The organism is Micromonospora sp. CPCC 206061, assembly GCF_036906915.1.
In the GTDB taxonomy this organism is placed as follows: Bacteria; Actinomycetota; Actinomycetes; order Mycobacteriales; family Micromonosporaceae; genus Phytohabitans.
This window is the reverse complement of sequence record NZ_JBAKHX010000100.1, coordinates 1-24,383: the sequence shown is the minus strand read 5'-3', so window position 1 is coordinate 24,383 and position 24,383 is coordinate 1. Positions and strand designations below refer to the sequence as shown.

The following is a 24,383-nucleotide window of genomic DNA, read 5'->3' as shown; positions in this document are numbered from 1 at the left end:
CCGCGCGGCGCCGCACCACGCGCGGGCGGCGCGGGCGGCGCGGGCGGCGCGGGCACCGCCAACGCGGGCCGGGCGGGCATGGGCCCGGCCATCATCGGACCCGCCAACACGGGACCCGCCAGCACCGCTGACACGGGACCGGCCAACGCGGGCCCTGCCGGCACCGGGCAGGGCAACGCGGGCACGGCCGCCAGGGCCGGCGGGATCGAGGGGGGCCTCGGGCGCTGGCGGGTGCTCGGGGTCGGGGTGGCGGGGATGGCGGAGACGGGCGTGCTGGTCGACGGGAGCGACCGGCCGCTCGCCCCCGCCATCGCCTGGCACGACCCGCGCGGCGACCTCGACACGATCGCGCGGGAGCTCGGCACCGAGGAGTTCCAGCGGACGACCGGCCTGCCGCTGACCCCGCTCCCCTCACTCGGCAAGCTGCTCTGGCTGCGCAGGCGCCACGCCGACCTGGGCAAGCCAGTGCGGTTCTTCTCAGTGGCGGAGTGGGTGGTGCGGCGGCTGGGCGGGGAGCCGGTCGCCGAGCTGTCGCTGGCCAGCCGCACCGGGCTGTTGGACTTGGCCGCCGTGCGACCGTGGGACGCGGCGGCCGATCTGCTCGGCTGGCCGGCACTGCTCCCCGAGCCGGTGCCAGCCGGCACGCTCGCGGGGCGAGCCGGCGGCGACGGGGTGCCCGAGGTGTTGCGGGGCGCCGCGCTGACGGTGGCGGGGCACGACCATCAGGTGGCCGCGTACAGCGTCGGTGCGGCCACCGACGGCGCGCTGTTCGATTCGCTGGGCACGGCCGAGGCGCTGGTCAGAACGATCCGGCCACTTTCTCGCGACCAGGTCGGTGCACTCGTCGGCCACGGCATGTCGGTCGGTTGGGGCGTGGTGGCCGGCCACCTCTGTGTACTCGCCGGGCTGCCCACCGGCCTGACGCTGGGCCGGATCGCGGCGCTGCTCGGTGCGAACACGAGCGCCGAGCGCCACACCCTCGGTGAGCAGGCGCTGGCAGTACCCGATCATCCGACGCTGCGACTGGTGAGACCGAACGACGAGCAGTTCGGTCTCGCGGGCATCACCGACGGCGTCACGCCGGCGGCGCTGTGGCGCGCCGCGGTCGACGGCATGGTCGCCGACGCCCAGCGGGCGCTTGACCGCATCGACGCGCTCGCCGGCCCGTACCGGGAAGTGGTCGTCGCGGGCGGCTGGCTGCACAATCCCGCGCTGCTCGCCGCGAAGCGGCGGCAGTTTCCCGCGATGCGCACGACGAGCGTCGCGGAACCGGGCGCCTACGGCGCCGCTCTCATGGCCGCGCGCGCGGCCGGTGTCCCACTGCCAGATGGAAGGTAGAACCACATGCCCCTCAGCCTTGATCAGATCGCCAACGACGCGGGGACGTTCGCGATCCTCGCGATGGACCAGCGCGGCACCTTGCGCAAGATGTTGGAGAAGGCTGGCCAGCCGGCGTCCGGCGAGGACATGAGCGATTTCAAGGTCGACGTGATCGGTGCATTGTCGCCGCACGCGTCGGGCGTGCTCACCGACGTCGAGCACGGCGTCGGAGCGGTCCGGGCCGCCGGGGCGCTCGACGCGCGGGCCGGGCTGCTGATCTCCAGCGAGCGCTCGCCGCAACCGACGTGGAACGGCGAGCACCGCACCGAGTACGCGCCGACCGAGCGCGGTCCGGCGTTCGTGGCGGAGAACGGCGGCTCGGCGCTGAAATTCCTGGTGCGCTGGCGGCCGGACCGGGTGGCCGGACCCGGCGAGCCGGACCTGGCGAAACAGGCCCTGGACGCGGTCGCCGCCGTGGTGGCCGACTGCCGCGCGGCCGGTATGCCGTCGGTCATCGAGCCGCTGGTGACGACGCAGCCCGGCGAGGGTCCGGAGGAGAAGAAGCGGCTGGTGATCCGCTCAGCGGAGCTGCTGGCCGAGCTGGACCCGGACCTGCTGAAGCTGGAGTGGCCGGGCGACGCGGACGGCTGCCGCGAGGTCAGCAAGGTGTGCGGCCCGGTGCCATGGGCGCTGCTGTCGGCCGGCGTGGCGTACGAGGAGTTCGTGAGCCGGGTGCTGACCGCCATGGACGCCGGCGCCTCCGGATACATAGCGGGGCGGGCGTTCTGGGGCGAGGCGGTCGGGCTGACGAGTGCCGAGCGGCGGCAGTTCCTGGCCAGTGTCGCTCTGGACCGGATGGCCGGCCTCAACGCCGCGATCGAAGGGCACGGCCGGAGCTGGCGGGAGGTTCGCGGATGAGACCTGTCCTGGGGGCATACCGGGTGGTGAAGACGTTCGGGCACGTCAAGGCGTTGCGGCACGCCTCGTTCGAGGCGTTTCCCGGTGAGGTGACGGCGCTTGTCGGGGACAACGGCGCGGGCAAGTCGACGCTCACGAAGGTGCTGTCCGGGGTGTATTCGCCGGACGAGGGCGAGGTGAAGATCGACGGCAATCCGGTGCGGTTGGCCGATCCGCACGACGCGAAGGCTCGGGGCATCGAGACCGTGTACCAGGACCTTGCTCTCGCCCCCGACCTGGACGCGGCCGGAAACGTCTTCCTCGGCCGCGAGCTGCGCCGGTTCGGCATCCTGCACAACCACCCCGAGATGCGCCGGCGCACCGCGACCGCGTTCCGCGACCTGGGCGTGGGCCTGGTGCAGGACATGCGGGCGCCGGTGGCGGAGTTCTCCGGCGGCCAGAAGCAGTCCGTGGCGATCGCGCGGGCGGCCATGTGGGCCACCAAGGTCATCATCATGGACGAGCCGACCGCCGCCCTCGGTGTCATCCAGACCGCGAAGGTTCTGGAGCTGGTCGAGCGCATCCGCGACAAGGGCATCGCGGTCGTGTTCATCTCGCACAACCTGCCGCAGGTGCTCCAGGTCGCCGACCGGATCGAGGTGCTGCGCCTCGGCGCGCGCGTCGCCCGCTTCCGGCGCGGCGAGGCCGACGTCGACCGGCTCATCGCCGCGATCTCCGGCGCGTACGCGAACGAGGCGAACGGGGAGGAGGTGCCGTCATGACGCAGACCAAGCCGGCGGAGGCCGAGTCGCAGGAGCCGGTGACCCCGAGCGTGCCGCTGGTCCGCGCGCTCCTGCGCAACCCGACGATGGTCACGTTCGCGGTGCTGCTGGCCATCATCGCGGCGTTCTCGATCCTCGCGCCGGACACGTTCACACAGCGCAGCAACTTCGTCCAGCTCGCGCAGAACGTGGCCATCCTGACCGTGGTCAGCGTCGGCACGACGTTCGTCATCATCACCGCCGGCGTCGACCTGTCGATACCGAGCGGCATCGTGCTCGGCGAGGTGTTCGCCGTACACGCGCTCCAGCTCGTCGGCACGGGCGGTGACACGACCGCGGCGGACGTCGCCGCCGACCAGACCAAGGGCTGGTACATGCTGGTCGCGCTCGCGGGGGCGCTGCTGGCCGGCCTGCTCATCGGGACGATCAACGGGCTGGTGGTGGCGTACCTGAAGGTGCCGCCCCTGCTGGCCACGCTCGGCACCCTCGGGGCCGGACTGGGCGTGGCGCTGATCCTCCAAAATGGAGTCAACACGGCGACGTACGCGCTCGACCCGCTCGGGCACGGCTCGTGGATCGCCGCCGTGCCGAACCTCATCCCCATCGCGCTCGTCGTGGTGGCCGCCGGGTTCATCCTGCTGCACATGGCGGTGTTCGGGCGGCACACGTTCGCGATCGGCTCGAACCCGGAAGCGGCGCGCCGCGCCGGTATCAACGTCGAGCGGCACCTGCTCAAGGTGTACGTCATCGGCGGCATGTCGGCCGGGTTCGCCGGGTTCCTGTCCCTCGCGTACTTCTCCACCACCAGCATCGGCGGGCACTCCACCGACAACCTCCAGGCGATCACCGCCGTCGCGCTCGGCGGCACCAGCCTCTTCGGCGGCGTCGGTTCGATCATCGGCACCCTGATCGGCGTCTGGATTCCGGCGGTACTCAAGAACGGCTTCGTCATCACGGGGGTCCAGCCCTACTGGCAGGACGTCGCGGTGGGCCTCGTGCTCATCGTCGCCGTCTGGTTCGACCAACTGCGGCGGCGTACCCGCAACCGCGGATAACACCTAGGAGGTAACCACATGAAGAAAATCGCGGCGGTCGTGGCCGCCGGCGTACTGCTGGTCGCCGGGTGCGCCGACGAGACCGGCGGCGACAGCGGATCGGACAGCGGATCGGCGTCCGGCAAGAGGTTTACCTTGATGGTCGGCGTCAAGGGCGACCCGTTCTACATCTCCATGGAGTGCGGTGCCAAGGAGAAGGCCAAGGAGTTGGGCGTCGACCTGCAGGTCCAGGGCCCCGACAAGTTCGACGCCACACTCCAGAACCCGCTGCTGGACGCGGTCTCGGCCAGCAAGCCGGCCGCGCTGCTCGTGGCGCCGAACGACGTCAAGGCGTCCGTAACCCCCCTCAAGCGCATCCAGGACGCCGGCACCAAGGTGGTGCTCGTCGACACCACAGTGGACGACACGAGCATCGGCGCGTCCCGGATCGCGACCGACAACAAGCTTGGCGGCGCCAAGGCCGCCGAGGCGCTCAACGAACTGCTCGCCGGCAAGCAGGGCAAGGTGCTGGTCATCTCCACCGACCCCGGCGTGTCCTCGGTGGACGCCCGGGTGGCCGGTTTCGAGGAGGCCGTGAAGACGAAGTTCACCAACTTCACGCTCGCGGCGGCGACCCAGTACTCGCACAACTCGCCGCAGACCGCGGCCAGCATCATCCAGGCCGAGCTTCAGCGCAGCCCCGACCTGGTGGGTGTCTTCGCCACCAACCTCTTCTCCGCGCAGGGCACCGCCACCGGTGTGCGGTCGGCCGGCAAGAGCAACCAGGTGAAGGTCGTCGGCTTCGACGCCGGACCCGACCAGATCAAGCAGCTCGAGGCCGGCGACGTGCAGGCGCTGGTCGCGCAGAAGCCGTACGACATCGGCGTGCAGGGCGTCGAGCAGGCAGCGAACGCGATCGAGGGCAAGACCGTCGAGACCAACATCGCCACCGAGTCGCTCATCGTCACGAAGGACAATATGAGCGACCCCGAGGTCAGCAAGTACATCTACAAAGACAAGTGCTGATCGCGCGGGGGAGCCGGTGCGGCCGGCGCCGGCTCCCCCGCCACAACAGCCAGGTCCGTCCGGAGAAAGGTTTACTGTGGACGTTCAACGGCTCGGCACGGTGCGCCGGTTGGCGCGGCTCGCCACCGGCGACGGCTTCTTCTGCGTCGCCGCCCTCGACCATCCGGAGAACTACGTCGCGCTCTTCGACATAGACGTCGCACGGGTGCCGCACCGGACCGTCGTCGACTCCAAGCTGCACCTGGTGAGCGCGCTGGCCGGGCACGCGTCGGCGGTGCTTCTCGACCCGGTGTACTCGCTCGGGCAGGCCATCGCCACCGGCACGCTGCCCGGCTCGGTCGGCGTGATCGCCCCTGTCGAGCTGCTGACGTACACGCCGGAGCGCCCACCCGGTTGGGATCTGTCCACTGTGCTCCGTCCGCAGTGGACGCCCGAGAAGATCGCGAAACTCGGGGTCGACGCGGTCAAGCTCATCCTCTTCTACCGAGCCGAGCTGGCCGAGGTGGCCGCGGAACAGCGCAAGCTGGTCGCCGACCTCGCGGCGGCGTGCCGGCGGGAGCGGCTACCGCTGATCGTCGAGCCGATCTGGTATCCGCTGTCGCCCGAGGAGGGCGATGGCGGGCGGGCCGACGCGATCGTCGCCACCGCGGCCGAGTTCACGCTGCTGGGCGTGGACGTGCTGAAGGTGCAGTTCCCGGGGTCCGCGGCCGCATGCCGTGAGCTCGACGCCGCGTCCACCGTGCCGTGGGTGCTGCTCAGCGAGGGCGCCGGGTTCGACGACTTCGCGGCGCAGATGGAGATCGCGGCGAAAGCCGGCGCCAGCGGATACATCGCCGGGCGCGCGGTGTGGGGCGACGCGGTCGGGCACCTGCCACCGGGCGAACGCGACGTGGCGGTGGCGCGCGCGGCGGACCGGCTCGACACGCTCACCGCGATCGTGCGCCAGCACGGGCGGCCGTGGCGGGAGCGTGCCACGGCGGCCGAGCTGTCCCCCACCTGGTACGAGGCGTTCGGGGTGTGACGATGGGCGCCGTGCGGGCCTACGTCGTGGCCGGCGCCCCGGCCTCCGGCAAGAGCGTGCTCGGCTCGGCGCTCGCGCGCGCGGCCGGCGCCGCACCGCTCGACCAGGACGTGCTCACGGGCCCGCTGACCGCCGTCGTGGCCGGGCTGCTCGGCGCCGCGCCAGCTGATCTCGACGATCCCCGGGTACGGTCAGCCACCCGCGACGCCACCTATGCCGCCTTGATCGACACCGCTGCCGGCTGCCTGGCCGCGGGCGTGTCCGTGGTACTGATCGCGCCGTTCACGTCGGAGCGCTCCGACCCGGCGGCGTGGAGCGCACTGAGCGACCGCCTCGGTGCGCCCCACGGTGCTGCCCTGATCTGGACCACCTGCCCGCCCGCGGAGGTGGCTCGCAGGCTCACCGAGCGCGCCGCGCCCCGCGACCGGCGCAAGATCGCCGACCTCTCCGCGTTCCTCGGCTCCGGTGTACTCGACCCGCCCGCCGTGCCGCACGTCGCCATCGACACCACCGCTCCGCTGGCACACCAGGTCACAGCGGCACTGACCGGGGCCGGCGCGCTGGCGCCGGGCCGGTAGCCTGCCAAGGGTTTTCGAAGGAGGACTCCTTGCTCATCGCCACCCCGAACATCACCGTGGACCGGACGGTGCGCCTGCCTGAGCTGCGGCTCGGCAGTGTGCTCCGGCCGCCCCGGCCCGCGGTGACGGCCGGCGGCAAGGGCCTCAACGTGGGTCGCGTGGCGGCCGCCTTCGGGCGCCGGGCCACCCTGCTCGCCTTCGAACCCGACGACGACGCCGTGCTGATCCGCCGGCTCTTCGCCGCTGAGCCCGTCGACCTCGTGGGCGTACCGGTGGCCGGCGATGTCCGGGTCGCCACCATCTACCTGGAGGACTCCGGCCGCGTCACGGTGCTCAACGAGCCCGGCCCGGAGATCTCCGAGGAGGCGTGGCGGCGGTACGAGGAGGCGGTGGCCGCCGAGCTGGCCAGCGGCCGGCACCGCACGCTGGTGTGCTCGGGCAGCCTGCCGCCGGGGGCACCGGACGACGGGTACGGGCGGCTGGTGGGCATCGGGCAACGGTTCGCGGTACAGGTCGTGGTCGACGCGGCGCGGGCGGCGCTCGCGGGCGCCGTGGCCGCCGGTCCCGACATCGTCACGCCCAACCTGGCCGAGGCGAGCGGCGTGCTCTGGGGGCACGCCGACGAATCCGTGCACGACGGCGACCCGGACGTGCCCGACCGGGCCCAGCAGGCGGTGCGGGAGCTGTGCGCCCGGGGTGCCCGGTCGGCGGCCGTGACCGCCGGGGCCGCGGGCACCGCCTACGGCGACGCGGAGACCGTGAGCTGGGTGCCCACCGTCCAGGTGCCGGTGGTCAACCCGGTCGGGGCCGGTGACTCGTTCGTCGGCGGGCTGGTCGAGGCTTGGGAGGCGGGTGCCAGCGATACCGATGCGATCGTCTTCGCGGTCGCCACCGCCACGGCGTCCGTGGAGCAGGAACTGGCCGGCGGGGTCGACCCCGCACGGGCGCGCGAGTTGGCCGCGCTCGTGGCCGCCGCCGGAGGCGCGGCGGCCGAGCAACACGTGGAGGCCTGATGTCCCGGAGGCCGACGCTGCGCGACGTGTCCTCACTGGCCGGGGTGAGCGCGAAGACCGTCTCGCGCGTCATCAACGATGACCCGGCCGTAGCGCCCGGCACCGCCGAGAGGGTCCAGGCGGCGATCCGCGAGCTGGGGTTCTACCCGAACCCGGTGGCGCGCTCGCTTCGGGTGGGGCGCGACGACGCGGTGGGCCTCGTGGTCGAAAACATCGCCGACCCGTTCTTCGCCGAGGTGACCAGCGCGGTCGAGGAGGTGGCGCGGGAGCGGGGCATGTTCGTGGTGATCGCGAGCGCCGGGTACGCCCCGGAGAACGAACGCGTCGTCGTCAACGGCCTCACCAACCGCCGCGTCGCCGGGCTGATCATCACCCCGACGTCCGGCGACCACTCGTACCTGGAGCATGGGCATGCCCGCCTGCCGACGGTGTTCGTCGACCGGCCGCCGATCCAGCACGACGCCGACACCGTGCTCGCCGACAACGAGGGCGGCGCCCGCCTGGCCACCCGACACCTGATCGACCACGGGCACCGGCGGGTGGCGTTCATCGGCGACCGGCTGCACATCTACACGACACGGCTGCGATACCAGGGCTTCCGGGCCGCGATGCTGGACGCCGGGCTGCAGGTCGACGAGCGGCTGGTGCGGGTCGACGCGATGGGTGCGCAGAACTCGACGTCCGCGATGGTGGAGCTGCTCAAGTCCGATCCGCAACCGACCGCGGTCATTTCGGCGAATGCTCGAACTTCGCTCGGTGTGGTGCGGGCGCTGCACCAGGAGGACCGCACCGACATTGCCCACGTGAGCTTCGACGACTTCCAGGGCGCCGAATCGCTGAACCCGCCGGTAACGGCCGTCTACCAGGACCCGCAGGCGTTGGGCCGCCGGGCGGCGGAGCTGCTCTTCGACCGCCTGAACGGAGACGACACCCCGCCGAGGCGCGTGGTCCTGCCGGTGCGGCTGATCGTGCGCGGCTCCGGCGAGCTCCCGCCCGCCTGACTCAGGCCAGCAGCGAACGAAGGCCCGCGTCGACGTCCACGTAGCCGCCCTCGCGGCCGCGCGGGACGATGCTCAGCATGTCGGCGGCGAACTGGCACAGAGGCGCCCTGGGCAGGTCGATCGCGAGCATGTCCCGGCCGTTGCGCAGGATGATGCTGACGACGCTGGCGCCCGGCTCGGTGCCGATGACCACGTCACCCTCCCCGGCCTGGCCGGTCAGGCCGGCGAGCAGCAGGTCTCGCGCGAACACCCAGCAGGACGCGTCGGTCGCGTCGGCGCTGACGAGGACGTGCACCGCGTACGGGTCCTCGGCGGCGTACCCGAGTCCGATGGTCACCGATCCGTCGACCGTCGCCGAGTACGCGTGACCCATCAGCATCTGCCACGCCGAGCGCTTCCTCCATCTCACGATCGTTGAATACGGTCCGCGAAGGGCGTCGGATGAATATTGGAGGTGATCGGCGGCACAAGTCGGGCGGATACCCACCGCACCGGGCACCCCGGGATGGCAGGCTTGACCGATGCCGACGCGCACCGATGTGATCGAAGACCTGATGGGTCGCTTTCCCCACATTCCTCGCGAGGCGGTGCTCAAGGAAGATCTGTTGCGCGGCGGTATGGCGTTCGACGAGTCGGTGCTGACGGATGGTGACGACGGCGCGGTCAAACCCAAGTCGTACTTCATCTTCTCCTTCGACCACCGCACCCTGCCCGAGCTGGGCGAGGCGGCGCTGCGCCGGCCACCGGAAGAGGTCGTGCTGACCGGCGGGCCATACGAGCTGCGCCGCACGGTCGTGTCGGTGCGGGTCAACCCCGACTCGCCGTACCGCGTGCGGGCCGACGCCGACGGCGTGGCCCGGCTCTTTCTCGACGGGCGGCCGATCGCCGACGTCGGGCTGCCGCCGATGCCGGACTACTACCGGCACACGCTCGCCAACGGCAAGTCGGTCATGGAGGTCGCGCCGACCATCCAGTGGGGCTACCTGATCTACCTGACGGTGTTCCGGGTCTGCCAGTACTTCGGCGCCAAGGAAGAGTGCCAGTACTGCGACATCAACCACAACTGGCGCCAGCACAAGGCGGCCGGGCGGCCGTACACCGGGGTGAAGCCGGTCGACGAGGTCCTCGAGGCGCTGGAGATCATCAACAAGTACGACACTGCGCGCAGCTCCCACGCGTACACGCTGACCGGGGGCAGCGTGACGTCGAAGGTGGACGGGTTGGCGGAGGCCGACTTCTACGGGCGGTACGCCAAGGCGATCGAGGAGCGCTTCCCGGGCCGCTGGATCGGCAAGGTGGTGGCGCAGGCGCTGCCCCGGGAGGACGTGCAGCGGTTCCACGACTACGGCATTCGCATCTACCACCCCAATTACGAAGTGTGGGATAAGCGTCTTTTTGAGCTGTACTGCCCCGGGAAGGAAAGGTACGTAGGGCGGGAGGAGTGGCACCGCCGCATTCTCGACTCGGCGGAGATCTTCGGCCCCCGCAACGTCATCCCCAACTTCGTGGCCGGCATCGAGATGGCCGAGCCGTTCGGGTTCCGTACGGTGGACGAGGCAATCGAGTCGACAACCGAAGGGCTCCAGTACTTCATGTCTCGGGGCATCCTGCCGCGATTCACCACTTGGTGCCCCGAGCCGACCACGCCATTGGGCCGGACCAATCCTCAGGGCGCACCGCTGGAGTACCACATCCGGCTGCTGGAGGCATACCGGGCGACCATGGAGGCCAACGGCCTGACCTCACCGCCCGGGTACGGGCCGCCCGGGGCGGGGCGCGCGGTGTTCTCGGTGAGCTCGTTCATGGACACGCTCCCGGCGTCCGACGACTCGTCGCCCAAGGTTCCCGCGTGATCCTCGTATTCTCCCGCACCACCGGGTTCCGGCACGACTCCATCCCGGCGGGCATCGAGACCGTGCGGTCCTTCGGCTACCCGGTGGACGCCACCGAGGACCCCGACTGGTTCACGCCCGAGCGGCTGGCCCAGTACCAGGCCGTCGTCTTCATGAACACGAACGGCACCGTGCTCGACGACGCCGGCCGCGCGGCGTTCGAGGGGTACGTGCGGGGCGGTGGCGGGTTCATGGGAGTGCATTCGGCGACCGCGACCGAATACGACTGGCCGTTCTACGCCTCGCATGTCGGTGCGCTCTTCGACAAGCACCCCGAGGTGCAGCCGGCCACGGTCACCGTCGTCGACCACGACCACCCGGCCACCGCACACCTGCCCGCGACCTGGGCCCGCGTGGACGAGTGGTACGACTTCCGCAGCCGCCCCGAGGCCCGGGTGCTGCTGCGGCTCGACGAGACGACGTACTCCGGCGGCGGAATGGGCGCGGACCACCCGCTCGCCTGGTGCCACGAGCACGGCGGCGGGCGCGCGTTCTACACCGCGCTCGGCCACACGATCGAGGGGTACGAGGAGCCCGCGTTCCGCGAGCACCTGCTGGGCGGCCTGCGCTGGGCGGCTGGCCTGGCCTAGGGCCGCGGGCGGCTCAGCGGCGGCCGACCGCCGCGTACGTCGACAGGCGCTCCGGGTCGGGCACCTCGACCTCCGGGCGCCAATTCGCCACGAACACCAGCCCCGGTTCGATCAGCTCGAACTCCTCGAAGAACGCCAGCACCTCCGGCCGCGTCCGCATCGTCATCACGTCGGCGCCGTTGGCGTATCCGCCGTCGAACGTCTCCTTGAGCAGCTCGGTGCGCTCGCGGCGCCGCCCGTCCTGGGTGACCTGGGTGAGCGCGAGATAGCTGCCGGGCCCGAGTTGATCCCGGTACCGCCGGATTGCCGCGAGCGGCTCATCGCCCGGAAGCTGGTGCAATACGCCCACCACAAGCAGTGCAACCGGCTCGGCGAAGTCGATGAGCTTGCCGACCACCGGGTGCCCGAGCACCGTCTCGGTGTCGCGCAGGTCGGCGCGGACGACCCCGGCGAGCGGGTTGTCCTCCAGCATCGCCGTGCTATGCGCCACCGCGATCGGGTCGACGTCGACATACACCACCCGCGCGTCCGGCGCCGAGCGCTGCGCGATCTCGTGGACGTTGCCGACCGTTGGCACGCCCGAGCCCAGGTCGAGGAACTGCCGGACGCCCACCCCCACGAGGTGCTGCACCGCCCGCCGCAGGAACGCCCGGTTGGCCCGCATGATCTCGGCCACGTCGGGCTTGACCGCGACCAGCCGCTGCGCCATCTCGCGGTCAATCGCGAAGTTGTGGCTGCCACCGAGGAAGTAGTCGTACACGCGGGCGGGGCTTGGGGTGTCAAGGTCAAGCTCGCGGTACCAGGACTGCTCCACGTCGCAAGACTAACCCTCTCGGTGCCCTGGACATGGCCGATCGGCCGGGCCACGATTAGGCGAATGGGCATCGATGAATCCACATCTCGACGGGCGTTCATCACATCAGCCACCGCGATGGCGGCAACGCCGCTGGTCTCGGGCTCACTGGCCGGTGCGGCGCCCGCCCAGGCAGCCGGGTCCGCCCAGGTCGCGGGGTCACCCCCCGGGCCGGGCCGCCCCATTACTCCACAGCGGCCGAGCCGCGCCCTGCGGGCGCTGCTAGCCGAAATCGACCCGAGGCGCATCGAGGCGACCGTGCGCCGGCTCGCGGCATTCGGCACGCGGCACACGCTATCCAGTCAGGACGATCCGGTACGGGGCATCGGCGCGGCCCGCGACTGGATCTACGACCAGTTCGTCGGGTACGCCGCCGCGTCCGGCGGTCGCATGACCGTCGAGAAGCAGTCCTACCTCCAGGAGGCCGCGCCGCCCCGCATCCCAACGCCCACGGTCATCACGAACGTGGTGGCCACCCTGCACGGGCAGCACAGCACCACGTCACCTCAGCGCATGTACGTGATCTCCGGTCACTACGACTCGCGGGTCACCGACGTGCTCAACGCGACCGCTGACGCCCCCGGCGCCAACGACGACGCGTCCGGCGTGGCGGTGGCGCTGGAGCTCGCCCGGCTCATGGCCACCCGGCCGATCGAGGCGACCGTGGTGTTCACCGCCGTGGCCGGCGAGGAGCAGGGCCTGTTCGGATCGGCCTACCAGGCCCGGCAGTACAAGGCGGCCGGCGCGGACGTCCAGGGCATGTTCAGTGACGACATCGTCGGCAGCAGCACCGCCGACGACGGCACCCGCGACAGGCGCACGGTGCGGCTGTTCGTCGAGGGCGTGCCGACCTCGGAGACGCCGGAGCAGGCGTCGGTTCGCCAGTCGGTGGGCGGCGAAAACGACTCGCCGTCGCGGCAGCTCGGCCGCTTCGTGCGGGACGTGGCCGACAACGACGCCACCGGCATGCGGGTCCGCGTCATCTACCGCCGCGATCGGTACCTGCGCGGCAGCGACCACATCTCCTACCTGCGCGAGGGCTACCCGGCCGCCCGCTTCACCGAACCGAACGAGGACTTCCGCCACCAGCACCAGGACGTCCGCGTGGAGAACGGCGTGCAGTTCGGCGACCTGCCGGAGTTCTGCGACTTCGAGTACATCGCTCGGGTGGCCCGGGTCAACGGCGCCGCGCTGTGGTCGCTGGCCCAAGCGCCGGGCACGCCGCGCTCGGTGCGCATCCTGACCGCCGCGCTCACCAACGACACCACTCTGCGGTGGGCCCGGGGCACCGAGCCGGACCTGGCCGGGTACGAGGTGGTGTGGCGGGAGACCACCGCCCCGGAGTGGACACATGTGATCCCGGTCGGCGACGTGACCGAGGCGACGATCGACCTGTCCAAGGACAACGTCTTCTTCGGCGTCCGTGCGGTGGACCGCGCCGGCCACCGCAGCCCGGTGGCGTTCCCCGTGCCGGCGACGTCGTAACCCCGCTTTTGTTTTCCGTCGATCAAGGGCAAATGCATGTGATTTGCTCCCAATTCCGTATGCATTTGCCCTTGATCGATGCGATTTCCCTTGGTCGTGGCCAGTCGCGCGAACCTCCAGCCAGCTCGCCTATGAGTCAACAATCAGGTTTCCGACACCTTTCCTGAATCGCTTATCGCCCCATTCTGGCAGCATAAACTGACACTCGATGATCAGTTTGTAGTGGGCTTATTGCTGTCCGTCATCAGGGGGTGCGGTGATCCAGGTCCTGCTCGGGCAGAGAGGCACGCTGTTTCGGGGGGCGCTGGCCACCGTCCTGTCCGCCGAACCCGATCTCACGGTCGTCGCCGAACTCGATCGCGCCGACGACATCCTTCCGATGGCCGCCCGCGAGCGGCCCGACGTCGCGGTGCTCGACGCCAGCCTGCCCGGCCCCGTCACGGTCGGCGAGCTGTGCCCGGCCCTGTGCCAGTCGCTACCCGCCTGCGGCGTACTCATCGTGCTGGACCGAGCGGCGAGCGCCGGCCTCGGCCGCTCCCTCGCCCGGCTCGCGCCCCGGGTGGGCTTGATCGGCATCGAGACGTCCCCCGGCGACCTCGTGGAGAGCGTGCGGCAACTCGCGCGCGGCGAGCCGGTGCTCGACGCGGAACTGGCGGTGGCGGCACTGACCGCCGGCGAAAGCCCGCTGACCGACCGGGAGCGCGAGGTGCTGCGGCTGGCGGTGGACGGCACGCCGCCAAGCGAGATCGCCCAGGCGCTCTTCCTGAGCACCGGCACCGTCCGCAACTACCTGTCCCGCATCCTCTCCAAGACAGGCGCCCGTACCCGCATCGAGGCCATCCGCATAGCCCAGGACGCCGGTTGGATCTAGCGCCGCGAGTGCCGCGCCGACGCGGCGAGCAACGCGCGAGGCCCGGCAGGCAACGCGGCCCGGCAGGCAACGCGCGAGGCCCGGCAACGGCCGCGGCACCGCCCGCCGATCAAGGAGATCTTCATCGATCAAGGGCAAACGCACGTGGAAATGAGATCAAAGCACGTGCGTTTGCCCTTGATCGACGGGGTCGACGGGGTCGACGGGGTCGACGGGGTTGAGGGGGTCGACGGGGTTGAGGGGGTCGACGGGGTCGGCGGGCCGGGGTAGCCGGGGCGGTCGCGGCGCCGGAGGCGGGGCGGGGTGCCAGAGGCCGTGGAGGTCGCGGTACAGCGGATTGCGGCTAAGCAGAGCCGCATGGGAGCCGACATCCGGACGGACGCCGTCCAGGACCAGAACCCGGCGGGCGCGCTCCGCCGACGTCACCCGGTGGGCGATCACGATCAGCGTGCCCTCGCGCGCGGCGAACGCCTCCTCAGCCACGCGCTCCGCGGCCGGGTCGAGGTGACAGGTCGCTTCGTCCAGGACCACGAGCGGCGCGGGCGACAGGTAGGCCCGGGCGAGGGCGATCAGCTGCCGCTCCCCCGCTGAGAGCTCATCGGGCCGCACCCTCGCCTCCAGCCCGCCGAGCCGGTCCACGAGAGCCGCCGCGCCGACCGCGGCCACCGCCTCCGCCACCGAAGCGGGGGACGCGGCCGGTCGCAGGTACAGCAGGTTTTCCCCTACCGTACCGGCGAACACGTACGCCTCCTGCGGGATCAGCACCCGGGTCCCGGGCCGGACCGCGGCCGGCACCCCGCCGACCAGCACCGACCCTGACGCCGGACTCAGCAACCCGCAGACCAGCCCGGCCACTGTGGACTTTCCGATCCCGCTGGGCCCGACGATCGCCAGGTGGTCGCCCTCGGCAACGGTCAGATCGAGATCGAGCAGCACCGGCTCGGCGTGCGGTCCGTACCGGAACGTCACCCCGCGCAGGACCACCTCGTACCCCCGCGCGGCCACCGGCCGTGGCGCACTCGCGACGACCACAGTGGACGCGGTCAAGATGCGGTCCAATGTGACCACGAACCGCAATCCGCTCCCGCCCAGCCCCGACATCAGCCGGCTCAGCGCCGGCTGGAGTGCGAAGAGCACGTAGGTCAAAGCGCCCATGATGGCCCCCGCGGTGAGCCCGCGGCGCACCAACCACGGGCCGGCGGCCAGCACGACGACGAGCGGGAGCCAGCCGCCCACCGCGAAGCAGAGCGTGCGCAGCGCCGCGGTGCCGGCAAGGGCGCGCTCGGCAGCGGCCTGCTCGCGGATCGGGCCGGCGACCATCGCGGCGGCGTGCTCCTCGGCCCCCCGCGCCGCCACGTCGCGGACGCCGGCGAGCACCGCTCCGGCGGTGGCGGCCAGCCGCTCGTCGGTTCGCACCGCCGCCCGTTGCCGCCCAGCCGCGAACCCCAGGGTCGCCACGAAAGCAGCCACGCCCAACACGAACGGCGGCAGGATCAGCAGCCCGATCACCGGCGCCACCGACATCAGGCCCACCGCGGCGCCCACCACCGTCACCGCGAAGCCGCGCACCACCACGACGAGTCCGGCGTACGTGTCCCGCACGATCTCCACCTGCCGGGTGAGCCGCGCGACGGCACCGTCGTCGGGCCGGCCCGCCAGCGCGTGCCGCAACGCGCCCCCGACGACCCGCCGGACGAGGTCGTCACGGAACGGCTCGACCACGTCGCCGAGCCGCCGGAACACCTGCCGCGCCCCGATCGCGCCGACACCCGCGGCGAGCAGGAGCGCGCCGAGCCAAGCCAGCCCGACCATCGGCCGACCGGCGAGGAAGCCGCTGTCGACCGCGCGCGCCACCGCGACGCCGAGCAGCGCCGACGGCAGCGCCTCGGGCACTGACCACGCGGCCAGTGCCAGCAATGGCCGGCGTGGCAACGCCGCCAGCCCGAACCGCACCGCGTTCACCCGAACACCGCCCGGTAGTCGGGGTCGTCACACAGCGCGGCGTGGGAGCCCACCGCGCACACCCGCCCGGCGTCGAGCCACACGACGAGGTCCGCGCGCGACGCGGTCGCCGCGCGGTGCGTGACGATCAATCGGGTACGCCCACGGCCGTCAGCGGTCAGCGTGCGACTGATCTGCATCTCAGTGACGGTGTCCAAACTGGACGTCGCGTCGTCGAGCACGAGTACCCGTTCCGCGTGCCAGGCGCGGGCGAGCCCGAGCCGCTGCCGCTCCCCACCCGACATCGGAGCGTCAGCGAGCGGCGTGTCGTACCCGAGCGGGAGCCGGCTGACGAAGTCGTCGGCGTGGGTGGCGAGCGCGGCACCGCGTACCCGATCGCGCGGAAGGCCGAGCCCGACGGCGTCGGCGACTGTCCCGCCAACCAGGACCGGCCGTTCGAACGCGCAGCCCACGGCCGCGCGCAGCGCGCCGTGGCTGAGGTCGGGCAGCGGCACGCCGTCGAGCCGCACCTCGCCCTCGTCGGGGTCGCGGAGCCGCGCGGCGAGCGCGGCGAGCACCGACTTGCCGGCGCCGGACCGGCCGACGACCGCGACCGCGGCCCCGCCGGGCAGCGTCAGGTCGACGCCGTCGAGGAGCGTGGCGTCGCCGGATCGCACGGTCACGCCGCGAAACTCCAGCCGCCCAGGGCCGGGCGGCAGCCGCATCTGTCCATACTGGACGGCTGGTCGCGCCAGCACCTCGGCCACGCGGTGCAGGGCGGCGCGCGCACGGGCGAGACCAGCCAGGGTGCCGGTAAGGCCACCGAGCCCGGCGCCGATCACCGCGTACCGTCCGGCCGCGAACAGGTCTCCGGGACTGATTCGCCCCGCGGCGAGCGCGAGGCCGCCGGCCGCGAGCACGGCGACCAGGACCAGCGGGCCGACGGCGGCCGCCTGCCCGCTGGAGCGGGCCAGCACCTGCCAGGTCCGCGCGCCCTCCGCACGCAGGTCCGCGAGTGGTTCGAGCACGCGGCGCTCCTCGCGCTCGACGGTGCCGGCGGCGGCGATGGTACGGGCACCGCCGATCGCCTCGGCCAGGCGCGCGGCGATCCGGCCCTGCGTCCGCTGGTAAGCACCGACCACCTCCGCGGTGCGCTGGGTGAAAGCTTTGAGCACCGCACCGACCAGGGCCAGCCCGCAGAGGAACGCGAGCGCCAGCCACGGGTCGATGAGGGTGAGCAGCACGAGGCTGCCGGCGGGCGGGAGCACGGCGGTCGCGACGCTGACGGCGGTCGGGCCGGCCTGCGCCGCGTCGACCGCGTTGGCGGAGACCCGGCTGACCAGGTCACCGGCGTCGACCCTCCGACCGGTCGACAGCGCCTGCCGCACGAGGCGTTCGCGCAGCCAGGCCGCGGCGGTCGCGACGGTCGCGGTGCCGGCGTAGGCGCCGAGCAACTCGCCAGCGACGCCGAGCGCGACCAGCCCGCCGGCCAGCGCCACCCACCTGTCGGCGCCGCCGCCCGCCACGATCGCGTCGATCGCGCGACCCAGCACCGCGGGCAGCGCGAGGGTCACGGCGGTACCCGACAGGGCGGCCACCGCCACGAACGGCAGCCACCGGCCGCCGCGCCGCGCCACCGCCCCAAACGACGCCGTCGTCACATAGACTCCATCTCACGGTGCCGCGGCCCCGGACGACCGACACTCGTCCGGGACCGCGGCTTCGTTGTCACGACTCCGCTGTCAGTGCTCGCGGATCACGGGCGACGCCGTCACTTGCAGAGCAGGACGCTCAGGCCGCTCTCGCCACACAGGGTGACGCTGAGCTCGCTGCCGCCACACGAGTGCTTGCTGTTGCTGCTGTCCGCCGCGAGTTCGGGGCTCGGGGTGTCCATGCCTTGCAGGTCGAGCAGTGCCATGGTGGCACTCCTTTCAGGGGTTGGGGGATATCCGACCCGCGCCGGCTGGCGCGGGGGTCTGTGGGGCCGAGCGCCGCGTGGGCGGCAGCATCGGCAGGTGCACCGGCTGGTCGTGCAGCGCCGCGCCGAGGGCGAGCAGCACGCCGGCGGTGCCGGTGGCCAGGTCCATGGAGAGCCGGAGCAGCGCGGTGCCGGGGAAGGCGAGCCCGCCGCCGTACGGGATGGCGTGCCAGGCCAGCCCGCGCACATGCTTGCTGACCCGCGGGTCAGCGGTGGGCTCGGCGGAGCGGCCGGCGAGGTAGAGCAGGATGCCGGACCGTCCGGTGTGAAGCCCCGGCAGCACGTACATCGTGGACTGCGCGGCGAGCTCGATGCCCGGCACCGCCGCGGCGAACTGGTCGTCGTGCCGCCGCGCCAGGTACTCGTCGAGCACCATGCCGACGCCAACGCTGCCGACGTCCAGGTAGGGCAGGGTGCGCCAGCCCTCGTTGACGTGCAGCACCCCGTTGTCGCGCTCGACGCAGCGGCGCAGATCCTGCCGCAGCGCGGTCGCCGCCTTGTCGAGCAGCGCGGGGTCGCCGGTGTCGTCGTACGCGCGCATCAGCAGGAGCGCCGCGCCGGACGAGCCACGCATCAGCCCTGCGTACGGGTGCTCACGCCCGCTGACCTCCGGCACCGAATCCTCGTCGCCGAGCCGGTCGGCGACCAGTTCGACCGCCCGGTGCGCGGCGATCCGCAGCGCCGGCTCGCCGGTGCGGTCGGCGAGGTGCAGCAGGTTGAGGCCGACTCCGGCCAGCCCGCCCTGCAGGTCGGAGCCGAGCGTCGTCCAGTCCTCCCGGAGGCACAGGTCGATCACGTCGAGCGCGGCCTGCCGGTACCCGAGGTGGTCGAGCGCGAACGCCGCACCGTGCAGCCCGTCGTAGAGCCCAAGCCGGCTGCCCTCCGGTGGCCGGGTGGCCTTGCGCAGCAGCCACTCCTCGAGCTGCGGTTGGCGGTCGGCGCCGGTGACGGACAGCGCGTACAGCACGCCCGCCGCCCCGTACGCCAACCCGATCGCGCCGAGCGGGAACTGCTGGATGTCACCGGGGAACAACCGGTCGGCGCGGTCGGGTGTGGCGCTGGCCAGGATCGCCCGAGCGAGGTTGTCGCGCAGGGTTGGCCAGCCCGCGGGGTCGGGTTCGATCCGCGGCATGGGGGCGGGGGCGGTCTCCGCGTTCGAGGCGGGGGCGATCACCTCGACCGCCTCGGTGAGGAAGTCGCGGGGCACCGGGAAGTGCTCCGAAATGATCTCGGCCCAATGCCGCGCCTTCGCCCGCGACAGTCCGAGCAGGTTCGCCATCGGCAGGAACAGGGCCAACCGCAGGCACGCCAGCCCGTACCGGTCGACGTCGCGGCCCTTGGTGCCGCGGGGCGCGCTGAAGCCCTGGTTGCCGAGGGCCGGCCGGGTGGCCGTCGCCATCGGCGCCGCCACCTCGAAGTCGAGCAGCGCGGCGGTGCCGTCGTCGCGCACCATCACGTTGAACAGGTGCAGGTCGCCGTACACGAACCCGCGCTCGTTGACGCCGTGGATCGCCGCCTCGACCTGGCGGTACACGTCGAGCGCCCAGGTCGTGTACTCCGCCCGCTCGGCCGGCCCGGACGTCGGGTCGGTCAGCGGGTACCGGTGCACGATGGCCTTGCTCAGCGGCTGTCCCTCGACGTGCGCCATCGCCAGGAAGCGGTGCTCGCCCACCGAGAACAGGTCGTACGCCTCGGGAATGCCGGGCACCCCGGCCAGCGCGCGCAGCATCTCGTACTCGCGCTCGACGCGGCGTACCGCATCGTGGCCACGGGCGTCGATGCCGGCATGCGGCCGGCCCTCCTTGAGCACGACGGGCGTACCGGTGCGGGTGTCCGTGCCGGCGTAGATGCCGCCGCCGTTGGAGAAGTGCAGCACACGCTCCACTGTGTACGGTACGTGGGCGAACGTGACCGCGTTGCGCGCGGCGAGGTGCGGCGCGAGGAAGTCTGGCAGGGTGACCCACGGCGGCAGGTGAAACACGGGGGTGCGGCGGTCAGGCACGAGCGTGCCGGTGTCGTCGGCGATCGCGGGCACCACCTGGCCGTTGTCGGCGACGCAGTACCGGCTGCTGAAAGCCCCGTATCGCACGTACAACGGGCCGGCACCCCACCGCAGGTCACTTAGGATGTAGGGGCTCGGTTCACCGTCGAGCAGTGCCCCCAGCTCCCGCAGGATCGTCTCGCACGCGGCGTCGTCGACCGGGTAGATCGTCACGAGTTTGCCGCTGTACCCGCGCGGTGCGTACTTCGACACCCGAGCGAGCAATGTCGCCGGCGATCGGAGCACCTTGAAGTCGATGCCGCGGGGCATGCAGTAGTCCCAGACCACGCCGATGATGCGCTCCGCGTTGTCCAGGCACGCCGATACGTGGATCTTCCAGCCCTGGTCCGGCAGGCCGGGGTTTCCGGAGCGGAACACGATCCAGTCGTCCTGCTCCCGGCGCTGCCAACCGTCCGGCAGGGCGCGCTCGGCGCTGGCGAAGCCCGCGGCGGGCTTGGCGTGCAGGACGTCGTAGAACATGAGGTCGGCCATGCAGAACGCTTCGTATCGGTCGTCCATGCCGGCCCCTCACCTTCGTTTCATCGGTGAGTTCATAGTTGCGACGGCGGTCGATCCGCTCTAGTGACCACAGTCACCAGTGGACGATGAGGATATCGATCGCTACTTGTGCGTATTTCACGGCCAGAAAGTGTGTAACAACGGGTTTAGAACGCAGCGGCGCGGCCACATCCAGGGCCGCGCCGCTATTCCTATTCGAGTTATAGAGATTCGGCACTACTGCAAGATCCACCCCGCGTCACGTGCGATGCGGACCGCTTCGATTCGGGTGCGCGCACCGACCTTGCTGAGCGCGCGCGACAGGTAATTGCGCACCGTCCCCGGAGACAGGCACAGCTCGCGCGCGATCTCCTTCGCGGGCCAGCCGGTCGCCGCGATCTGCAACACCTGCATCTCCCGCTCGGTGAGCGGGTTCGACCTCTTCACAGCGGCGACCACCAGTTCCGGGTCGGCGACCGGCTCCCCGCCGGCCAGGCGGCGTACGCCGGCGACGATCCGGTCTGGCGGCACCTGGTGGCCGAGGAAGCCACAGGTGTGCGCCTGATACCGCAGCGCGGCACTCAACGCGCGCGCCTCCCGCGGCGCCGCCAGCACCAGCGTCCGGCATGGGAAGCGCGACCCCGCGCCGACCGCCGCCATGTCGACGACCGAGACGTCCGGCCTGAGCGCCGCCGCCCGGCCCCACACCTCGGCACCCGGCTCGACCTGCGCCACAACCTCGATGTCAGGTTGCGCCGACAGCACGAACGCGAGCGCGCCGCGTACCAGTCCTCCGTCGAGTACGAGCAAGGTCCGAATCACGGTGCACATTGAAACACGCCACTATCTTGGCCGCTTGTCTTCATAACCACCCCTTCTCCCTGGCCACCTGGATGGCTTCCAGCCGATTGCGGGCGCCGGTTTTGCGCATGATGTCGGACAGCCGGTTCCGTACGGTGCCGTGCGCCAGGTGCAGGCGCGTAGCGATCTCCTTGGGAGGCAACCCTTCCGCGGCGGCGCGCAGCACGTCGCGCTCCCGCTCCGTCAGCGGGTTGGCGGGCGGGTTGAACGCAGCCGCAGCCACCCTCGGATCAATTACCCGCTCGCCGCGAGCGATCAGCCGCACCAGCCGCACGAACCGGTCAGGGGACAGGTCCTTGCTCACGAAGCCGAGCACCTCGGCCTCGACCGCCCGCAAGAGCAGGTCAGCGCTCCAGCGGGCGCTCATGGCCAGCACCGCGGCGCCCGGCAGCCGGACCCGTACCCGCGCCACCGCGGTCAGCGCGTCCTTCGCATGCTCGTTTCCCGCGGTGAGGTCCAGATCGACCACGATCACGTCGGGACGCCCCGTGACCCGCTCGATCGAGTCGACCTCGCCCAGCACCTCCACATCGCTCTCTCTCGACAGCACGGCGCTCAACGCGCTGCGCAACAACCCCATCTCCTCGACGATCACAACCCCGATCACGAGGCGTTCTCCGATCTCCGGTACGCGGATCAGCACGGGCGGGCCACGCCTCGCCTTCGGCGCATCGTCAGCCGGTTGCCGCGGGTACTCCGCGGAGCAATCTCGGGGTTTCTGACGGCGTACCGATGGCCTCGGTGGCTCGCGGCAGGTCCCCCTGCCGGGCCCGATCAAGCACACTGAGTACGCGGACCACCGCGCGGCACGCACGGCGCTCCGTTGGTGCTGCTGATCTCAACCGGGAAGCGGCAAGACGCCGGGCAACCGGCCGGCGCGGAGAAGATGTGTCGGCGCTGCGGCCAGCCCGGCCCGCGCGTGGGGCCGCCCCGGCGCCTCACCGGGCACGACCGACGGCAGCGACGGCCCGCCGGCCGCGCTGTGCGCGGCGGAACAACCACCTAGGCCACCCGGCGCGCGTGGCGGAGCATCAGGCGCCGGGCGCTGCCCGCCAGCGCTTTCATGGAGTACGTCGCCCGGCCACGCCACGTCTCGCCGCGGGCCCGGCGCGCTGATCGGACCGCTCGCCATGGCCACGACTGTCTGGGCGGGCGCGACGGCCGCTTCCACCGGGGCGACCGGCGCCGTGCCCGTGCCGGTGCCAAACGGCGACCCCTCGGCCGTCGGCGAACTGCCGGACGGCACACTGCTCACACCACCGACCACCGGCCCGGCGACGCCGCCCCCGACCTCGCCGACGACTTCGACCACGCCACCGAGGACAGGCCCGAGCACCGCGCCGGCGACAGAACCCACACCGCCCACCACCGGCCCGAGCACCACGCTCACCGGTCCGAGCACTGCCCCAACGACCGGCTCGACCACCCCGGACACGATCGCACCGACGCTGCCCACCACCGGTTCGACCACCACACCGACGACCGCGCCGACCGTGCCGAGTCCACCGCCCGCAACCGACCCGAGTGTCGCGCCCGCAGCCGTCCCGGCGACGCCTGCCACGTCAAGCCCGGCCACGTCAAGCCCGGCCACGTCAAGCCCGGCCACGTCAAGCCCGGCCACGTCAAGCCCAGCCACGTCAAGCCCAGCCACGTCAAGCCCGGAGCCCGCGACGGGCTTGAGTGGCGCGCCGCCGACCTGCTCGAGCCCAGCGGGGGCGACCACCTCATCCAACACCTCAGGTAGGCGCGAGACCGCCTCGTCCACCGGGCCGCGGGCGGCACCACCCCGCGCGACGACTCCGGACACCGCCTCTTCTACAAAGGCCGCCAGACCCACGGACCCGGCCGGGCCGACGGCACCGGCATCGGCACTGGCAGAGCCCACTGGCAGGCTCGGCCGCGGATCCGGCACAGGCACCGGCACCGGCGGTTCCGGAGATTCTGGACGCGACGGCGGCCGCTCTCGGGACGGCACGTCCGCGCTGGACCCGGCCGGCCGATCGGGGAGAGATGTCGGAATGGGCGCGCGGTCCGGAGCAGACCTCGCCGGCGGCGCTGCGGGCCGGTCGCGGGCGGGCGGCGGGTCATCAGCCACCCGATCCCGGACAGGCGGGTCCGCGGCGGGCACGTCCGGGGCAGGCAGATCGGGGAGATCGGGCAGGTCGACGCCGACCGCCGCGGTCAGCCCGCCGACCAGCCCACGCCCTCCCCCACCGTCGTCGGCGCGCACCGGCCCCGCCAACAGTCCACACACGACGTATGCCGCCACGGCCCCGCCTGCCACGATGAGCAGGCGCAGGACCGTCCGGACGAGCGTCGAGTTGGACATCAGGGCCGAAACTACCAACGCTCACACAAGGTCGCACGTCGATGGCTCAGTGTTGGCGTGACACAGCTTCCCCCGGTGCGGCCTCAATCCGGGCGATGACCTCGCCTTCCTTGCGAAACGTCACCGTTTGCCGTTCACCCGTTTGGGTTGATGCCGCCAGGGTGGGTTATGGCCGCGTCGTCGAGTGCCAAGCCGTACGGCGCGGCGGCGGTCACGGCCGCTGCGGTACACCGAAAGCCGCGAGGGTTTTCGGCGCGGAGCGCTCCAAGGAACGTCCTGCGCGGCGCCGCCGATCAAGGGCTTTCTCAACGATCAAGAAACCCTGGCCCTTCGGGCCACCCGCAGGTGGGTGAAACTCGTGGTGGCGTCGCT

The 24,383-nt window shown here is 72.0% G+C and carries 22 protein-coding genes; 13 read left to right on the top strand and 9 right to left on the bottom strand.

Annotated features, from left to right (window positions below):
• The 9 genes from V6V89_RS36775 to V6V89_RS36735 all read left to right on the top strand — a co-directional run.
• Positions 1-1,338, top strand: a 1,338-nt coding sequence (locus tag V6V89_RS36775) for an FGGY-family carbohydrate kinase (RefSeq protein WP_334624272.1), incomplete at its 5' end; no start/stop codon positions are given.
• Positions 1,339-1,344: 6 nt separating this feature from the next.
• Positions 1,345-2,238, top strand: a complete 894-nt coding sequence (locus V6V89_RS36770; protein WP_334624271.1) for a hypothetical protein — start codon at positions 1,345-1,347, stop codon at positions 2,236-2,238.
• The gene (locus V6V89_RS36765; protein WP_334624270.1) at positions 2,235-2,999 is read left to right on the top strand and encodes an ATP-binding cassette domain-containing protein; all 765 of its coding nucleotides are present in this window, start codon (positions 2,235-2,237) and stop codon (positions 2,997-2,999) included. The genes V6V89_RS36770 and V6V89_RS36765 overlap by 4 nt, the downstream gene beginning before the upstream one ends.
• The gene (locus tag V6V89_RS36760) at positions 2,996-4,054 is read left to right on the top strand and encodes an ABC transporter permease (protein ID WP_334624269.1); all 1,059 of its coding nucleotides are present in this window, start codon (positions 2,996-2,998) and stop codon (positions 4,052-4,054) included. Before V6V89_RS36765 ends, V6V89_RS36760 begins: the two co-directional genes overlap by 4 nt.
• 18 nt (positions 4,055-4,072) lie before the next feature.
• Positions 4,073-5,059: an ABC transporter substrate-binding protein gene (locus tag V6V89_RS36755; RefSeq protein ID WP_334624268.1), complete on the top strand. Its 987-nt coding sequence runs from the start codon at positions 4,073-4,075 to the stop codon at positions 5,057-5,059.
• A gap of 76 nt (positions 5,060-5,135) precedes the next feature.
• A complete protein-coding gene (locus V6V89_RS36750; RefSeq protein WP_334624267.1) occupies positions 5,136-6,080 on the top strand; it encodes a hypothetical protein in 945 nt (314 codons plus the stop codon).
• A gap of 2 nt (positions 6,081-6,082) precedes the next feature.
• Positions 6,083-6,658: an AAA family ATPase gene (locus V6V89_RS36745; protein ID WP_334624266.1), complete on the top strand. Its 576-nt coding sequence runs from the start codon at positions 6,083-6,085 to the stop codon at positions 6,656-6,658.
• A gap of 29 nt (positions 6,659-6,687) precedes the next feature.
• Positions 6,688-7,671, top strand: coding sequence for a 1-phosphofructokinase family hexose kinase (locus V6V89_RS36740; protein WP_334624265.1), 984 nt, complete (start codon positions 6,688-6,690; stop codon positions 7,669-7,671).
• Positions 7,671-8,672, top strand: a complete 1,002-nt coding sequence (locus tag V6V89_RS36735; RefSeq protein WP_334624264.1) for a LacI family DNA-binding transcriptional regulator — start codon at positions 7,671-7,673, stop codon at positions 8,670-8,672. Before V6V89_RS36740 ends, V6V89_RS36735 begins: the two co-directional genes overlap by 1 nt.
• Before the next feature lies 1 nt (position 8,673).
• Here the strand turns inward: V6V89_RS36735 and V6V89_RS36730 are convergent, their stop codons facing one another.
• Positions 8,674-9,081 carry an SsgA family sporulation/cell division regulator gene (locus tag V6V89_RS36730; protein ID WP_334624263.1) on the bottom strand — a complete coding sequence of 136 codons (408 nt, stop codon included), beginning with the start codon at positions 9,079-9,081 and terminating at the stop codon, positions 8,674-8,676.
• Between the two features lie 112 nt (positions 9,082-9,193).
• Between V6V89_RS36730 and V6V89_RS36725 the strand changes: the two genes are divergently transcribed.
• Together V6V89_RS36725 and V6V89_RS36720 are read left to right on the top strand one after the other, a co-directional pair.
• Complete coding sequence (locus V6V89_RS36725) at positions 9,194-10,525, top strand: radical SAM protein (protein ID WP_334624262.1); 1,332 nt, start codon at positions 9,194-9,196, stop codon at positions 10,523-10,525.
• Positions 10,522-11,154 (top strand): ThuA domain-containing protein, encoded by a 633-nt coding sequence (locus V6V89_RS36720; RefSeq protein ID WP_334624261.1) that lies wholly within the window; start codon positions 10,522-10,524, stop codon positions 11,152-11,154. Before V6V89_RS36725 ends, V6V89_RS36720 begins: the two co-directional genes overlap by 4 nt.
• Positions 11,155-11,167: 13 nt before the next feature.
• Here the strand turns inward: V6V89_RS36720 and V6V89_RS36715 are convergent, their stop codons facing one another.
• Positions 11,168-11,968 carry an SAM-dependent methyltransferase gene (locus V6V89_RS36715; RefSeq protein WP_334624260.1) on the bottom strand — a complete coding sequence of 267 codons (801 nt, stop codon included), beginning with the start codon at positions 11,966-11,968 and terminating at the stop codon, positions 11,168-11,170.
• Between the two features lie 63 nt (positions 11,969-12,031).
• Between V6V89_RS36715 and V6V89_RS36710 the strand changes: the two genes are divergently transcribed.
• Together V6V89_RS36710 and V6V89_RS36705 are read left to right on the top strand one after the other, a co-directional pair.
• The gene (locus V6V89_RS36710; protein ID WP_334624259.1) at positions 12,032-13,492 is read left to right on the top strand and encodes a M28 family metallopeptidase; all 1,461 of its coding nucleotides are present in this window, start codon (positions 12,032-12,034) and stop codon (positions 13,490-13,492) included.
• Positions 13,493-13,748: 256 nt separating this feature from the next.
• A complete protein-coding gene (locus V6V89_RS36705; protein ID WP_334624258.1) occupies positions 13,749-14,363 on the top strand; it encodes a response regulator transcription factor in 615 nt (204 codons plus the stop codon).
• A gap of 156 nt (positions 14,364-14,519) precedes the next feature.
• On the opposite strand, the gene V6V89_RS36700 is transcribed toward V6V89_RS36705, so the two are convergent.
• From V6V89_RS36700 to V6V89_RS36670, 7 genes are all read right to left on the bottom strand, one after another.
• A complete protein-coding gene (locus tag V6V89_RS36700; RefSeq protein ID WP_334624257.1) occupies positions 14,520-16,325 on the bottom strand; it encodes an ABC transporter ATP-binding protein in 1,806 nt (601 codons plus the stop codon).
• The gene (locus tag V6V89_RS36695; RefSeq protein WP_334624256.1) at positions 16,322-17,965 is read right to left on the bottom strand and encodes an ABC transporter ATP-binding protein; all 1,644 of its coding nucleotides are present in this window, start codon (positions 17,963-17,965) and stop codon (positions 16,322-16,324) included. The genes V6V89_RS36700 and V6V89_RS36695 overlap by 4 nt, the downstream gene beginning before the upstream one ends.
• A gap of 110 nt (positions 17,966-18,075) precedes the next feature.
• Positions 18,076-18,222 carry a SapB/AmfS family lanthipeptide gene (locus V6V89_RS36690; RefSeq protein ID WP_334624255.1) on the bottom strand — a complete coding sequence of 49 codons (147 nt, stop codon included), beginning with the start codon at positions 18,220-18,222 and terminating at the stop codon, positions 18,076-18,078.
• Between the two features lie 13 nt (positions 18,223-18,235).
• Positions 18,236-20,842, bottom strand: a complete 2,607-nt coding sequence (lanKC, locus tag V6V89_RS36685; protein WP_334624254.1) for a class III lanthionine synthetase LanKC — start codon at positions 20,840-20,842, stop codon at positions 18,236-18,238.
• 216 nt (positions 20,843-21,058) lie between these two features.
• On the bottom strand, positions 21,059-21,643 hold the full coding sequence (locus V6V89_RS36680; RefSeq protein WP_334624253.1) for a response regulator transcription factor: 585 nt from the start codon (positions 21,641-21,643) through the stop codon (positions 21,059-21,061).
• 40 nt (positions 21,644-21,683) lie between these two features.
• Positions 21,684-22,289, bottom strand: coding sequence for a response regulator transcription factor (locus V6V89_RS36675; RefSeq protein WP_334624252.1), 606 nt, complete (start codon positions 22,287-22,289; stop codon positions 21,684-21,686).
• A gap of 231 nt (positions 22,290-22,520) precedes the next feature.
• Entirely contained in the window at positions 22,521-24,011 is a 1,491-nt protein-coding gene (locus V6V89_RS36670) for a hypothetical protein (protein ID WP_334624251.1), read from the bottom strand.
• Positions 24,012-24,383 lie beyond the last annotated feature (372 nt).

Excerpts from the sequence above, each read along its gene's own strand:
- V6V89_RS36770 (WP_334624271.1), top strand. The coding sequence starts at position 1,345 with ATGCCCCTCAGCCTTGATCAGATCGCCAACGACGCGGGGACGTTCGCG.
- V6V89_RS36765 (WP_334624270.1), top strand. The coding sequence starts at position 2,235 with ATGAGACCTGTCCTGGGGGCATACCGGGTGGTGAAGACGTTCGGGCAC.
- V6V89_RS36760 (WP_334624269.1), top strand. The coding sequence starts at position 2,996 with ATGACGCAGACCAAGCCGGCGGAGGCCGAGTCGCAGGAGCCGGTGACC.
- V6V89_RS36755 (WP_334624268.1), top strand. The coding sequence starts at position 4,073 with ATGAAGAAAATCGCGGCGGTCGTGGCCGCCGGCGTACTGCTGGTCGCC.
- V6V89_RS36745 (WP_334624266.1), top strand. The coding sequence starts at position 6,083 with ATGGGCGCCGTGCGGGCCTACGTCGTGGCCGGCGCCCCGGCCTCCGGC.
- V6V89_RS36735 (WP_334624264.1), top strand. The coding sequence starts at position 7,671 with ATGTCCCGGAGGCCGACGCTGCGCGACGTGTCCTCACTGGCCGGGGTG.
- V6V89_RS36725 (WP_334624262.1), top strand. The coding sequence starts at position 9,194 with ATGCCGACGCGCACCGATGTGATCGAAGACCTGATGGGTCGCTTTCCC.
- V6V89_RS36710 (WP_334624259.1), top strand. The coding sequence starts at position 12,032 with ATGGGCATCGATGAATCCACATCTCGACGGGCGTTCATCACATCAGCC.
- V6V89_RS36690 (WP_334624255.1), bottom strand. The coding sequence starts at position 18,222 with ATGGCACTGCTCGACCTGCAAGGCATGGACACCCCGAGCCCCGAACTC.
- lanKC (WP_334624254.1), bottom strand. The coding sequence starts at position 20,842 with ATGGACGACCGATACGAAGCGTTCTGCATGGCCGACCTCATGTTCTAC.
- V6V89_RS36670 (WP_334624251.1), bottom strand. The coding sequence starts at position 24,011 with ATGTCCAACTCGACGCTCGTCCGGACGGTCCTGCGCCTGCTCATCGTG.